This is a genomic window from Orbaceae bacterium BiB, from assembly GCA_036251205.1.
Classification (GTDB): Bacteria; Pseudomonadota; Gammaproteobacteria; order Enterobacterales; family Orbaceae; genus Orbus; species Orbus mooreae.
Genome location: CP133958.1, coordinates 2,052,125 through 2,066,316, shown reverse-complemented (window position 1 = coordinate 2,066,316; position 14,192 = coordinate 2,052,125). Strand labels below are relative to the sequence as shown.

The 14,192-nt window shown below is 36.4% G+C and carries 10 protein-coding genes; 6 read left to right on the top strand and 4 right to left on the bottom strand.

Annotated features, from left to right (window positions below; all coding sequences use genetic code 11):
* Nucleotides 1-35: 35 nt before the first annotated feature.
* Nucleotides 36-1,262, bottom strand: a complete 1,227-nt coding sequence (locus tag RHO11_09650) for an aspartate aminotransferase family protein (protein WVD60753.1) — start codon at nucleotides 1,260-1,262, stop codon at nucleotides 36-38.
* Between the two features lie 208 nt (nucleotides 1,263-1,470).
* Between RHO11_09650 and RHO11_09645 the strand changes: the two genes are divergently transcribed.
* The 4 genes from RHO11_09645 to ettA all read left to right on the top strand — a co-directional run bounded on the left by RHO11_09645 (nucleotide 1,471) and on the right by ettA (nucleotide 6,710).
* Nucleotides 1,471-2,658, top strand: coding sequence for an MFS transporter (locus RHO11_09645; protein WVD60752.1), 1,188 nt, complete (start codon nucleotides 1,471-1,473; stop codon nucleotides 2,656-2,658).
* A gap of 95 nt (nucleotides 2,659-2,753) precedes the next feature.
* The gene (locus RHO11_09640) at nucleotides 2,754-3,377 is read left to right on the top strand and encodes a hypothetical protein (protein ID WVD60751.1); all 624 of its coding nucleotides are present in this window, start codon (nucleotides 2,754-2,756) and stop codon (nucleotides 3,375-3,377) included.
* 12 nt (nucleotides 3,378-3,389) lie between these two features.
* Nucleotides 3,390-4,889, top strand: a complete 1,500-nt coding sequence (locus RHO11_09635) for a hypothetical protein (protein ID WVD60750.1) — start codon at nucleotides 3,390-3,392, stop codon at nucleotides 4,887-4,889.
* Nucleotides 4,890-5,042: 153 nt separating this feature from the next.
* Nucleotides 5,043-6,710 (top strand): energy-dependent translational throttle protein EttA, encoded by a 1,668-nt coding sequence (ettA, locus tag RHO11_09630; GenBank protein ID WVD60749.1) that lies wholly within the window; start codon nucleotides 5,043-5,045, stop codon nucleotides 6,708-6,710.
* Nucleotides 6,711-6,894: 184 nt separating this feature from the next.
* On the opposite strand, the gene malI is transcribed toward ettA, so the two are convergent.
* Entirely contained in the window at nucleotides 6,895-7,896 is a 1,002-nt protein-coding gene (gene malI, locus RHO11_09625) for a Mal regulon transcriptional regulator MalI (protein ID WVD60748.1), read from the bottom strand.
* Nucleotides 7,897-8,065: 169 nt separating this feature from the next.
* On the opposite strand from malI, the gene malX reads away from it, so the two are divergent.
* On the top strand, nucleotides 8,066-9,652 hold the full coding sequence (gene malX / locus RHO11_09620) for a maltose/glucose-specific PTS transporter subunit IIBC (GenBank protein WVD60747.1): 1,587 nt from the start codon (nucleotides 8,066-8,068) through the stop codon (nucleotides 9,650-9,652).
* Between the two features lie 56 nt (nucleotides 9,653-9,708).
* Nucleotides 9,709-10,899 carry a MalY/PatB family protein gene (locus RHO11_09615; protein ID WVD60746.1) on the top strand — a complete coding sequence of 397 codons (1,191 nt, stop codon included), beginning with the start codon at nucleotides 9,709-9,711 and terminating at the stop codon, nucleotides 10,897-10,899.
* A 49-nt stretch (nucleotides 10,900-10,948) separates the two neighbouring features.
* Here the strand turns inward: RHO11_09615 and mpl are convergent, their stop codons facing one another.
* Nucleotides 10,949-12,325, bottom strand: a complete 1,377-nt coding sequence (gene mpl, locus RHO11_09610; protein ID WVD60745.1) for a UDP-N-acetylmuramate:L-alanyl-gamma-D-glutamyl-meso-diaminopimelate ligase — start codon at nucleotides 12,323-12,325, stop codon at nucleotides 10,949-10,951.
* A 74-nt stretch (nucleotides 12,326-12,399) separates the two neighbouring features.
* Nucleotides 12,400-14,136, bottom strand: coding sequence for a single-stranded-DNA-specific exonuclease RecJ (gene recJ, locus RHO11_09605; protein ID WVD60744.1), 1,737 nt, complete (start codon nucleotides 14,134-14,136; stop codon nucleotides 12,400-12,402).
* Nucleotides 14,137-14,192 lie beyond the last annotated feature (56 nt).

Below are 14,192 nucleotides of genomic sequence, written 5' to 3'. Positions count from 1 at the left end.
GAAAGATTGCTCAAAGCAATCTTTCTATAACGGAATTAAGAAGAGGCAACCACTTTAGCTACAGCTTGTGCGAAACGCTGCATCCCCTCTTTGATCTCCTCATCAGTAATTACTAATGATGGTGTAAATCTTAATACTGAAGTCCCTGCATTGAGAATCATTACCTTAAATTCAGTCGCAACATTCAAAAAATCTCGTGCTTTACCATGATATTTCGGGTTCAGTTCCGCGCCTAGTAATAATCCTTTACCTTTATACTGCGTAAATACATTAAATTGTTGATTAATCTTTTCTAGTTCATTAATAAACAGTTCGCGCTTAGCATTAATACCAGCGAGTACTTCAGCTGAATTGATCGTATCAAATGCAGCTAAACCAACAGCACAAGCAAGAGGATTTCCCCCATAAGTTGTACCATGCACTCCAGGATGCATCACTTCTGCAATTGCTTCTGTTGTTAACATAGCACTGATTGGGAAACCACCACCTAATGCTTTAGCTGAAGTCAAAATATCAGGCTCTACACCATATTGCTGATAAGTAAATAAAGTACCTGTACGCCCCATACCACACTGAACTTCATCAAAAATTAATAGCGCATCAAACTCATCACATAGCGCTCTTAATCCTTTTAAAAATTCAGGTGTTGCCGATGTTAATCCACCTTCACCTTGTACGGGTTCCAAAATTACGGCACAAGTATGATCATCAATGACAGCTTTAACCGCGTCTAAATCATTAAATGGAATATGAATAATATCCGCTGGTTTTGGTCCAAAACCATCAGAATATTTAGCCTGTCCACCAACTGAGACGGTAAAAAAAGTACGCCCATGAAAAGAGTGATTAAACGAAATAATTTTCGTTTTGTAAGGACTAAATTTCTCAATAGCATAATGTCGGGCTAATTTTAATGCGGCTTCATTCGCTTCAGCACCTGAATTGGCAAAAAATACTCTATCAGCAAATGTATTATCAATTAGTTTTTGTGCTAATTGTAGAGCGGGTTCATTAGTGAATACGTTACTAACGTGCCACAATTTTTCGCTTTGCTCATGTAGTGCTTTTAATAAATTAGGATGACAATGACCTAAAGCATTAACCGCAATACCGCCAGCAAAATCAATATACTCTTCACCATTTTGATCCCACACTCGGCTACCTTTACCTTTAACAGGAATAAATTGCGCGGGGGCATACACGGGTAAAATGACTTTATCAAATAAACTACGGGTAACGGGGTTTTGTTCTTTACAACTCATAATAGTGTCCCTAATAACAGCAATGAGATAATAACGAATAGTTTAACCTAAATTTACTTTATGTAAATATTTATTCAAAATAAGTGAATATAAATTCACGTAATCAAGATAAGTTAAACACCACTCGATAAAAATAAATAACCTAATTGAACTTAATTATTAAGGTATTATAATGCGACGATCAAATTATTTATACTAGATTTATAATATGAATAGCTCCTCCTCATCCGGATTATCGATATCACTTACACTATTGATGGCAATCGCTGTTGGAATTACAGTTGCAAACAATTATTACGCCCAACCGTTATTGCACTCTATCGGACAAGATCTTCATATATCAATGGAGAACTCAGGCATTATTGTCACCACAGCACAATTTAGTTACGCACTGGGTTTGCTGTTTATCGCACCATTAGGCGATAAAATTGAACGCAAAACATTAATTATTAGCCTAATGTTGTTAACAACTTTAGGGTTAATTATTAGTGCTCTAGCCTATAACCCAACCATGTTAATTATCGGTACAGCCATTGCGGGAGTATTTTCCGCTGTAGCGCAAGTTTTAATTCCTTTTTCTGCAACATTAGCCTTTCCTAATCAACGCGGTAAAATTGTTGGTATTTTAATGAGTGGTATGTTACTTGGTATTCTTTTAGCGCGAACATTTGCCGGTGCAATCTCAACAATGGTTGATTGGCGAATGGTCTATTGGATTGCGGCAGGTATGATGTGTTTAATTACACTGCTACTAAGTTACTCACTGCCTCGCTATATTAATCAAGCGCAGCTTAACTATTGGCGCTTAATTGGTTCCATTTTTGTACTGTATCGCCATGAGCGGGTATTAAGAATTCGTTCTCTAATTGGTGGTATTGCTTTTGCGCTATTTTCACTACTCTGGACACCATTAGCTTTTTTGCTTAGCAGTGAACCCTATCACTTTTCCGATTTTATTATCGGTCTATTTGGTTTAGCAGGAGCGGCAGGCGCCATGGGGTCTCCTATTGTCGGACGCTTATCTGATAAAGGTAAGGGGCGCTTAGTTACCTCTATTGGACTTATATTATTACTACTCTCTTGGCTACCACTATCACTTGCACAATTATCAATTATCGCCTTAATTATTGGTGTTATTCTTATCGATTTTGCGGTACAAATCACCCATGTTTCGTGTATGAATGCCATCTATCAAGGTAATCCAGACGCCAGAACTCGAATGAATGCTGGGTATATGTTAAGTTATTTTACAGGCGGAATGCTCGGCTCTTTTAGTTCAACTTACTTGTTTGCTAATTTCGGTTGGATTTCAGTAGTTATAACAGGAGTAACCCTTGCACTATTTGGACTCATTATTTGGCTTTATTACCTAAAATCCGCATACCAAAATTGTTAATTTATCAACATAATATCCTACTTGTGATATCTGGATATTCTGCTACTATCTTGATAAATTTTAACAATTACTATTTAATCAAGGTAGAAGCAATTATGTCATTTCAAATAGCATCAATCGGTGTATTGACTATGTTAACGTTACTCTTAGTCGGCTGCGGTAATGAAGAAGAACGTAAAGCATGGCAAGTAAATATTCAAGAGAGTTTAGATATTATGAACCCTGAAGGTGATCGTGGCTTTTGTTTTGCAATAGAAAATGTTAACTTCCCTTATATTAATCAATATTATCTTGATAATGGACAAGAAACCGAATGGGATAAATATCAAAAATTAATTACAAAAAATATTATATTAGTAAAAAGTCTAAATCGTTTTGCCGATTTAGGTTTACTAAATAAAAAGGCAATAGAGAATAACTCGTATCAATTCGAATATGATTTAAGCAATGAGGGTAAACATTATTTTGTTCCTGAAGTCGGATTTTGTTTTGGTCGGCAAGTACTCAATGAAGTTAATTTATTAGAGTCTATAAGTAAAAACCAAATGAAGATTCGCTTTACCTATACTATTGAAAATCTGCCTGATTGGGCTAGCGACAGTATATTAAATAACCAAATTTATCATATCAAAATGCGTTTTTTAACTGACCGTCTTTATGAAAAGACTATTTATCCCACCAAGAAACTGGACGTTAAACCTGAGATTCATTCCCAATAAAGAGGCTAAAAGATGAAATATAAAGTTATAGTACTAATTGCATTTTGTCTACAGTCATTTTGGGGAGCAGCCTCAAATTCAAATGGCCAAAATAATATTAAAGCAACCATTCAACAGCAAATTGATAATCTCAATCCAAGTGGTAATCAAGCCATTTGTTATTATGTTGGAGATGTGGTATTTCCTTATCAATATATTCCAGTATCAAAGCAAAATAATCGCTTTGTCATCTGGGTTAATAATGAATTAGCTAGACGATTAGATTTATTTGTACAAATGGGGCTTCTCATGGAAACTTCTATGGGTTCAAAACATTATGATCTAACACCAATTGGACAGACCTACTATGTTGACCAAAGTTTCTGTTTTGGCAAAATTGAGCTAATTGAAATAGAATTATTCAATTATCAGGACAATATTCAGCAACAAGGTAAATTCAGTTATCAAGTCAAAAATATCCCTGATTGGGCTAAATCAGATATTTTTACTAAGTATTTTTATTATTATCAAAAATACAGCGATATTCCTGATTTCAAAAATGTGAATTTCTTGCAGAAAGATAATAAAATTCCCGCTTTTATTATTGATGAACAATCCACCTTATCTGAGCTAATTAATTTCGTTAAAAAAGTTGATGGTAGCCTGATACTTGAAACGGATATCGCGACAAAAATTTATGCATTTTATGATGAATCCACTCCAGTTCAATTTGACTCATATAAATATCTTTATGATCCAGGTTGGGGTGGTGGTGATAAAGTTTTGCATTTAATAAACCGTCATGAGTTTGCCCAAACAATTTATGCTAATAATGTTTTATTATTAAACGATCTTAATATATTAGGAGCGCCTCCTGAACCTACTCACTTTATAAAAGAAATCGAATTGAAAATAAATAATACTTTTGACCAGATAGAAGAATCACTCAATTATTTCAGTAATGGTGTACTGATGTCAAAGTATATTCATATTCCCCCATCAGGATTATGGAGTACGAATGGTGAGATCTCGCGAAACTGGGGATATGATTCAGAACCTATCGGTTGGTATTCTAAAGGATCATTAAGTTATAGTAGGTTCTCAACTTCTTCAAATCGTATTGAATATAGAACCAATGCAAGAGGTCAGATTGTTAAAACTCACTCGAACGTTAACGAATACATAAATGGACAAGTGATTTATGACGAGGAAGATAGAGTAATTCGTTTTTATAATGATAATTCTGAAACAAAATATTTTTATGCAAATAATTATTTAGTAAAAATAGTTCAAAATGCGACTATTCCTGAAACAAATGAGAAACTGCATCTAGAACAAGAAGTGATATTAGATGAAAACAATAAATTAGTAACGTATAAAGAATCACTCACTGAGTCAGGTAAAAAGACGATAATAACGAAATGTCAATATAGTGAATTTAATGAACAGGGTGATTGGACGAGACTTATTTGTGAAGATGAAACAACTATTGAACGAAAATTATCTTATTATCGTGATGATCAACTTAAATAATAAGTATGATAATTAATATGAAAGAAAAAATAAAATCAAATGGTTATAGATAAATTAATCATTTGATTTTGCTTGAGAAAATATTACTAGCATCGAGTGCTGAATTCGCTACAATATACACATCAATTGTCATGTTAACTAATGGAAAACGCAATGGCACAATATGTTTTTACAATGAATAGAGTGGGTAAAGTTGTCCCACCTAAACGCTACATCCTCAAAAATATCTCTTTAAGTTTTTTTCATGGCGCAAAAATTGGCGTATTAGGCTTAAATGGCTCAGGTAAATCAACACTTTTAAAAATTATGGCGGGTCTTGATACTGAAATCGAAGGCGAAGCACGCCCACAAGCAGGACTCAAAATTGGTTATCTACCACAAGAACCGAAATTAAATCCAGAACAAACTGTTCGTGAAGCTGTTGAAGAAGCGGTAGGTGATGCAAAAAATGCATTGGCTCGTCTTGATGCTGTATATGCCGCCTATGCCGATCCAGATGCTGATTTTGATAAGCTAGCCAAAGAGCAAGCTGAGCTTGAAGCGATTATTCAAACTCATGATGCACATAACATCAACACTCAATTAGAACGAGCTGCAGATGCACTGCGTCTACCTGATTGGGATGCAAAAATTGCTGTTCTTTCAGGGGGTGAACGCCGTCGTGTTGCACTGTGCCGTTTATTACTTGAAAAACCAGACATGCTCTTACTTGACGAACCAACCAACCACTTAGATGCGGAATCTGTTGCGTGGCTTGAACGCTTCCTACACGATTATGAAGGTACTGTCGTTGCTGTTACCCATGACCGTTATTTCCTTGATAATGTAGCGGGTTGGATTTTAGAACTTGACCGTGGTGAAGGTATTCCTTGGGAAGGTAACTACTCATCTTGGCTTGAACAGAAAGATCAACGTCTTGCACAAGAAGCCTCGACGGAGTCTGCTCGCCGTAAGTCAATTGAAAAAGAACTTGAATGGGTGCGCCAAAATCCTAAAGGTCGTCAAGCAAAAAGTAAAGCTCGTCTTGCTCGTTTTGATGAACTTAACAGTAGTGACTATCAAAAACGAAATGAGACCAATGAACTCTTTATTCCAACAGGTCAACGACTCGGTGATAAAGTTATTGAGGTTGAGCACTTAACCAAATCCTATGGTGACCGCGTCTTAATTGATGATCTCTCATTCCGTATTCCAAAAGGTGCAATAGTCGGTATTATCGGTCCAAATGGTGCTGGTAAATCGACACTATTTAGAATGTTATCAGGACAAGAACAAGCTGATTCTGGCACAATTTCATTAGGTGAAACGGTACAACTTGCATCTGTCGATCAGTTCCGTGACAGTATGGATGATAAAAAGACAGTTTGGGATGAAATATCTCATGGTCAAGATATTATGCGTATCGGTAATTTTGAAATTCCTAGCCGAGCCTATGTTGGTCGTTTTAACTTCAAAGGTGTTGATCAACAAAAACGTGTTGGTGAACTTTCTGGGGGTGAACGCGGACGAGTCCACTTAGCTAAATTACTACAAATTGGTGGTAATGTTCTGTTACTCGATGAACCAACCAATGATCTTGATGTTGAGACACTACGTGCATTAGAAAATGCGATTTTAGAATTTCCAGGCTCTGCATTAGTGATTTCCCATGACCGCTGGTTCTTGGATCGTATTGCAACCCATATTCTTGACTATCAAGATGAAGGTCATGTTGAATTCTTTGAAGGTAACTTTACAGAATATGAAGAGTGGAAAAAACGAACTCTTGGTGCAGAAGCGCTAGAACCTAAACGAGCTAAATATAAACGTATTATCAAATAGTTACAATTATAACTCGTTATAATATTGCTGTAATATCTAATTATAGTGTAAAAAAATAGGGTCGATTCATTCGGCCCTATTGTTATTTAGCACTTGAGGAAATCAAATTAGTTAACTAGTCATAAAAATAAATGCTATATATGAGTTGTAGATTATTTTTATATTATCCACAGAAAAACCACACTTATTCAGTAATCAATCTAGGCTCAATAACTATTTCTGGGAGTGTTGAGCCGCTGTTAAGTAGATTATTAGCCGCTTGCCGACCAATCTCGATAGGTTGGTTATCAATATAACTGATTAAATTTTTCGCCAAATATATCTCACTTTGAGTGCCAAAACTGAATATCTCTATTTGTTGTTCAAAATAACTCGTATTACCGCCTTTACCAATAGAGCGTCCCAATTTTGAAGCACCTAAAATAAGCGCTAATGTAGTTGAAGTGTCATGACATAAAAAGGCGGTAATATTGGGATATTGTTTAAGTAGCTGTTCAAAGTTGCCTAATTGTTCAGGATAATCATCAGCAACAACCCACTCAGTTTTAAATTTAAGACCATGCTTAGTTAATGCATTGGCAAAACCAGCAACACGTTCAGCACGAGTTAATGAATCACTTCGGCCACCTAAATAAGCAATCTGTCTATGTCCTTTACTAATTAGGTATTCTGTAGCCAGCTTTGCCCCCAATCGGTTATCAGAACGCACAAGCAATATATTATCGACGCTACTGGATTGGGAGACCAAAATGAGTGGTATTTTATGTTTATCGGTAATCGTTTTAATTTCATGAGCGATCTGTCCACCACTTCCTAAAATAATACCCGACACATCCTGCTCAATAAGTGAATTAACACATTTGAACAAACCCGCAGAGGTCATATCAGATTGTAGTAAAAAGATAATATATTCTTGCTCAACAAGCACCTCATTAATACCCGTAATAATTCCGGCATAAAAAGGATCGCGAATATCATGAACAATAACGCCAATTACCGCAGAATGCCCACTACGTAACGTTGCCGCATTTTTATTACGAACATAACCAAGTTCTTGAATTGCTTCATTGATTTTTTTAATTGTTATTTCAGATATGCGCCCCTTTCCACTTAAAGCAAGTGAAACTGTCGTTACGGAAACATTGGCATGTTTAGCAACATCATTAATTGTGGGTTTTCGCATCATGTTAAATCTATTTTAGTCATTGTCGATACATCATATTAGCTATTTTCAGTTAACTTGCCTATAGCTAAATTTATTTTCTAATTTTGTGATAAAGGACACATTTACTCTATGGTAAAACGTTTTACCTTAGGGTAAATTAATACTAATTAATCAACATTTAGGTCCCATTATGCCAAATAAAATTAAAACTAAAGTTACCTTTTGGGAGTTTTTCCAAAGCCTCGGTAAGACGTTTATGCTACCGGTTGCACTACTCTCATTTTGTGGGATTATGCTTGGAATAGGTAGTTCATTGGCCAGCCAAGATGTACGCGAATTATTACCATTTCTAGATAATTGGCTCTGCATCACTATTTTTACTTGGATGAGTAAAATTGGTTCATTTGCATTTAGTTTCTTACCTGCAATGTTCGCGATTGCAATTCCGCTTGGACTGGCAAGAGAGGATAAAGGCGTAGCCGCATTTTCAGGATTTGTTGGTTATGCTGTTTTAAACTTAAGCATCAACTTTTACTTAACAATTTCAGGCATCTTACCAACCGAAGATTCAGCAATACTAAGGGCTAATGATATTCAGTCAGTATTGGGGATTCAATCTATTAACACGGGTATCTTAGGTGCTATTTTTGTCGGTATCTTAGTCTATATACTGCATGAACGCTTTAGAGCAATCCGCTTACCCGATGCCTTGGCCTTTTTCGGTGGTAATCGCTTTGTGCCAATCATTACAACATTAACATTAGGTATTGTAGGATTATTGATCCCTTTAATTTGGCCATTTTTTGCCAAAGCGATCAGTGGATTAGGTTATATTGTTAATAGTACTGGAGCATTTGGTCCATTAATTTTTGGTACTGGTGAGCGACTATTATTACCATTTGGGTTACATCATATTTTAGTTGCATTGATTCGCTTTACCGATGCTGGCGGTACGATGGAAGTCTGTAACGAAACCGTCAGTGGTGCACTAACAATTTTCCAAGCACAATTGTCATGCCCAACAACCACCGCATTTTCTGAAAGTGCGACGCGGTTCTTATCACAAGGTAAAATGCCATCATTCTTAGGCGGTTTACCTGGTGCAGCATTAGCGATGTATGTCTGTGCAAGACCAGAAAATAGACATAAAATTAAAGGTTTATTAATCTCAGGTGTTGTTGCCTGTACAGTTGGGGGAATTACCGAACCACTAGAATTTTTATTCTTATTCGTTTCACCTATTTTATATGTTATCCATGCCTTATTAACTGGTATTGGTTTTATGATTATGTCTCTACTTGATGTGACAATTGGTAATACTGATGGCAATATTATCGACTTTGTTGTCTTCGGTATTTTGCATGGCACCGCGACTAAATGGTATTGGGTTCCGGTAATTGCTGCTGTCTGGTTTGTCATTTACTTCTTTGTATTTAAGTTCTTTATTCTACGCTTCAATATCAAAACGCCTGGACGAGAAATTGAGCTTCAAAATGACGATACAAATACACAAATTAACAGCATGATACAGAGCAAATCTGGCTATAATGTACCTGCTATATTAGAAGCCCTCGGCGGCGCGGATAATATTGTCTCTTTAGACAACTGCATTACCCGCCTACGTTTATCTGTTAAAGATATTAGTCTTGTTGATGATAGTAAACTAAAAGCTAACAAAGCTATTGGTGTTGTGCGTCTTAATGAACATAATTTGCAAGTTGTCATCGGGCCACAAGTCCAATTAGTTAAAGATGAACTACAACACTATCTATCATAGTTAAGCATTCAATCGGCTAGTCAAACTAGCCGTATATTGTAAAAAGGCTCACTCAAATGGCTATTTCTGATACTAATTTATTTGATTTTGCTACCCCAGTTGATCGTAAAGGCACTTGGTGTACTCAATGGGATTATGTACAAGATCGGTTTGGTGTTGCGAACTTAACACCATTTACAATTTCTGATATGGATTTCAAAATTGCCCCTTGTATTGAAGATGCTTTACATCAACGTCTGAGTCATGGCGTGCTAGGTTATAGTCGCTGGCAAAATGATGAATATCTGGGTGCGATTGAACACTGGTTTACCTCTCAGTTTAGCACCCTTATTGACCGAAATATGGCAGTTTATGGCCCATCAGTCATTTATATGATTGCGAAACTTATTAACTTATGGAGTGATGAAAATGATAGCATTGTCGTCCATACTCCAGCTTATGATGCATTTTATAAAACCATTATTGGTAATAAACGGCACGTTGTCAGTTGTCCATTGACTAAACAAGGTAGTAACTGGCACTGTGATATGAACGACCTTGAAACGATATTAGCCAAAAGAGAGGTTAAAATCCTTTTACTCTGTAGTCCTCATAACCCAACGGGGAAAGTATGGACAAAACAAGAGTTAATGACAATGGCTAATCTTTGTGCCAAATATAATGTAAAAGTGATTAGTGATGAAATTCATATGGATATGGTTTGGCAAGGAGAACATATACCATGGAGCCAATGTGGTCAAAGCAACTGGGCATTAATCACCTCAGCATCAAAAAGCTTTAATATTCCAGCCTTAACTGGTGCTTATGGTTTAATTGAATGTGCTAAAACCCGAGCTGATTATTTACAACAAATAAAAGCTTGTGATGGGTTATCATCTCCGGCAGTGTTGTCGTTAGTCGCCACAATCGCCGCTTACCAACATGGCGCACCTTGGCTAAAAGCCTTAAAAAACTATCTGTATGGTAATCTCAATTTTGTTGCCGAAAAGTTGAATAGTGCATTTCCAGAACTACAATATACTGTTCCTGAATCAACATACTTAGCTTGGATTGATTTAAACGCGCTTAAGTTAGATGATATCAAATTACAGGAGCAGCTAGTAAATCATGAAAAGGTCGCAATTATGCCGGGTTTTACCTATGGTAATGAAGGTAACGGTTTTCTACGATTAAATATTGGATGTCCACGCAGTAAGGTTGAAATTGGTGTACAAGCAATAATTAACGCGATTAATGCCTTAAAATAAAAAAGGGTGAATATCTAGCCGATATTCACCCTTAATCTGACTCAGTGTATTACTGAGTTTTTTTCTCTTTATCTTTTATTAATTTATCAATAATTTTTTGATGAATACCACCAAAACCACCATTACTCATCACTAAAATAACATCATTGGATTTAATATTTTTCGTAATCATCTCAACGAGCAAATCTAAGTCACTTGACCAGTATGCAGGCTGAATACACTCATCGACCACATCCGACACTAACCAAGGTAGTTGTTCTGGTTGATAGATAAATACTTCATCAGCTCGGCCTAATGACGGCGCGATTTCATCCTTACAAACGCCTAACTTCATTGTATTAGATCTAGGCTCTAGTACCGCTAAAATGCGTCTATTGGCGCCAACTTTACTTCTTAATGCTTCAAGTGTTGCCAAGATCGCCGTTGGATGGTGAGCAAAATCATCATATAATTGAACTGAATCGACTTGACCATAAAGCTCTAAGCGCCTTTTAGCATTATTAAATGTTGCTAACGCTTTACACGCATCTTCGATCGGAATACCGACATTTCTTGCAGCAGCTATCGCCATCAATGTGTTATGCATATTATGTTCACCAACTAGCTGATATTTAACTTCGCCAACCACTGTACCATCTAAAATCACGCTAAAATTACTTGCATCATTGCTCAGTTTTTTAGCATCCCAACCCGTTGCAGATTCGGTCTGTATCTGTTCACTCCAACAACCTTTAGCAAGTACTTGTTTTAAATTGACATCATCTTGAGGCGAAATAATCAGTCCTTTACTCGGGACTAAGCGAACTAAATGATGAAACTGTTTTTGAATCGAAACTAAATCATCAAAAATATCAGCATGATCATACTCTAGATTATTTAATATCAAAGTCTTCGGACAATAGTGCATGAATTTGGAACGTTTATCAAAAAAGGCACTATCATACTCATCAGCTTCAATGACAAAGAAATTACCTTCGCCAAGACGAGCCGAGACTTCAAAATTGCCAGGAACACCGCCAATCATAAAACCTTGCTGATAGTTTGCTTGTTCTAAAATCCAATTGACCATACCTGCTGTTGTAGTTTTGCCATGTGTCCCAGCAACAGCAATAACCCAACGGTCTTTTAGTACATTATCATGTAACCATTGGGGAGCAGAAATATAGGGGATATTATTATTAAGGATATATTCAACACAAGGATTTCCCCTCGACATCGCATTGCCAATAATCACTAAATCCGGAGCAGGATCGAGTTGACTTGGATCGTACCCTTCAATAATTTTAATATGTTCTTTTTCCAGTAACGTACTCATTGGCGGATAAACATTTTTATCAGAGCCAGTTACTTTATGTCCTAACGAGCGGGCAATTAATGCAATTCCTGCCATAAAAGTACCGCAAATACCAAGAATATGAATACGCATTTTGAATCCTTTTGAAAACTTATCAATTTTTAATAGTTACTACGCCGGAGCTCATTAAATCGTCGTAAAAGTCTCTAGTCCAAAGCCCACAAATGTTTTACTAATAATGTAATGCTTTGATTACCTCTAAACTCATCAACAGTCAGATTATAAACCATTTTCACTGTTTTTATAGATGGATCAGGCCATAATGCAGGATCAACATTAAACATAATAGCGTTAACCAGCTGTCCTCCATCATTGGGTTGTAAAACAAGTTTTAGGTGTTTTTGAGCAATCAATTTTTGCTGATAAACAGAAAAAATACCATCAAACAACGGATCAGGGAAACCTTCGCCCCATGGACCATGCTCTTTAAGTAGTTGCGCCGTTGCAACATTTAAAAATTCATCACCTATTTCACCATCAGTTTCAACAACATGCTCTAATGTCATATTAGCAGTTACTTTAGCGACTTCTTCATTAAAATATTGCGTAAAAAGTGCTAAATTTTCTTGTTCGATCGTCAACCCAGCGGCCATGGCATGCCCACCAAAACAGACAATGAGTTTTGAATCACGAATATTTATCCGTTCTAATATATCTCGAAGATGAATACCACTAATTGAGCGCCCAGATCCTTTTAGATAACCATTTTCAGCTAATGCAAATGAAATCGTTGGCCGGTAAAATCGCTCTTTAATGCGTGATGATAATACGCCGATCACCCCTTGATGAAACTTTGGATGGTAAATCACAAAACCATTGGGAATAGTATCTGTTTGTAGATCCAATTGCTCAATAAAGGATAACGCCTCTTGCTGCATATTTTTTTCAACAGCTTTACGGCTATTATTCAGATCTTCCAACACTTCAACTAATTCAAGCGCATCTTGTTCATTTTCAACTAATAGTAACTCGACACCTAATGACATATTTTCCATGCGGCCAGCCGCATTGAGTCTTGGGGCTAAATAGAAAGAGAGATCTTGTGCCGTAAGTTCATGAATATTCTTTTTACTGATCGAAATTAATGCTTTAATCCCTGCACCACAATATCCTGATCGAATCCGGCTAAGGCCTTGTTGAACCAAAATACGATTATTTTGATCTAACTTAACCACATCAGCAACAGTACCCAAGGCAACTAAATCGAGTAAATTAGCTAAATTATACTCTTTTAAATTGCGAGTTTGGAACCAGTTTTGCTGACGAAGCAATGCGCGAAAAGCAAGCATAAAATAGAATGTGACGCCAACCCCCGCTAAATTCTTCGAAGGGAATGCACAATCGACTAAATTGGGATTGATAATAGCATCAGCATTAGGTAAAACATCGGGAGCAAGGTGATGATCGGTAATAATAACTTGAATATTTGCTTGTTTTGCAAAGCTTACTGCTTCAACAGCTGAAATACCATTATCAACCGTAATAATTAATTCTGCTTGCTGTTCAATCGCCTTATTGACAACCGAGGTACTTAAACCATAACCATCTTCAAAACGATCCGGAATAATATAAGTCACATTAGTAATACCAAACTTTTTTAAGGCTGTAATAATCAAAGCGGTACTTGTTGCGCCATCAGTATCAAAGTCACCGACAATTAAGATTTTTTTGTTATTAATAACGCCCTGATAAAGAACTTCCGTTGCCAGATGAATACCCGATAGATGTTGATAATTTAGGAGCGCTTGAGTGGAGTAATTCAATTCCTCAGCTGACTTTATCCCTCTTCCTAGATACAACTTTTCCAGTAAAGGATGTTTAACGCTCGCTAAGTGAATATTTTGTTGAGGTAACTCTCGTCTTTTTATTACTATTTCACTCATAATCTACTTAATTTTAAACACAATGATAATAGCGCAATGAATATTCAAAGCGCTAT

What these genes read in the sequence shown, in the direction of transcription:
- RHO11_09650 (WVD60753.1), bottom strand. Translation starts at nt 1,262, where the DNA reads ATGAGTTGTAAAGAACAAAACCCCGTTACCCGTAGTTTATTTGATAAA.
- RHO11_09645 (WVD60752.1), top strand. Translation starts at nt 1,471, where the DNA reads ATGAATAGCTCCTCCTCATCCGGATTATCGATATCACTTACACTATTG.
- RHO11_09640 (WVD60751.1), top strand. Translation starts at nt 2,754, where the DNA reads ATGTCATTTCAAATAGCATCAATCGGTGTATTGACTATGTTAACGTTA.
- RHO11_09635 (WVD60750.1), top strand. Translation starts at nt 3,390, where the DNA reads ATGAAATATAAAGTTATAGTACTAATTGCATTTTGTCTACAGTCATTT.
- ettA (WVD60749.1), top strand. Translation starts at nt 5,043, where the DNA reads ATGGCACAATATGTTTTTACAATGAATAGAGTGGGTAAAGTTGTCCCA.
- malI (WVD60748.1), bottom strand. Translation starts at nt 7,896, where the DNA reads ATGATGCGAAAACCCACAATTAATGATGTTGCTAAACATGCCAATGTT.
- malX (WVD60747.1), top strand. Translation starts at nt 8,066, where the DNA reads ATGCCAAATAAAATTAAAACTAAAGTTACCTTTTGGGAGTTTTTCCAA.
- RHO11_09615 (WVD60746.1), top strand. Translation starts at nt 9,709, where the DNA reads ATGGCTATTTCTGATACTAATTTATTTGATTTTGCTACCCCAGTTGAT.
- mpl (WVD60745.1), bottom strand. Translation starts at nt 12,325, where the DNA reads ATGCGTATTCATATTCTTGGTATTTGCGGTACTTTTATGGCAGGAATT.
- recJ (WVD60744.1), bottom strand. Translation starts at nt 14,136, where the DNA reads ATGAGTGAAATAGTAATAAAAAGACGAGAGTTACCTCAACAAAATATT.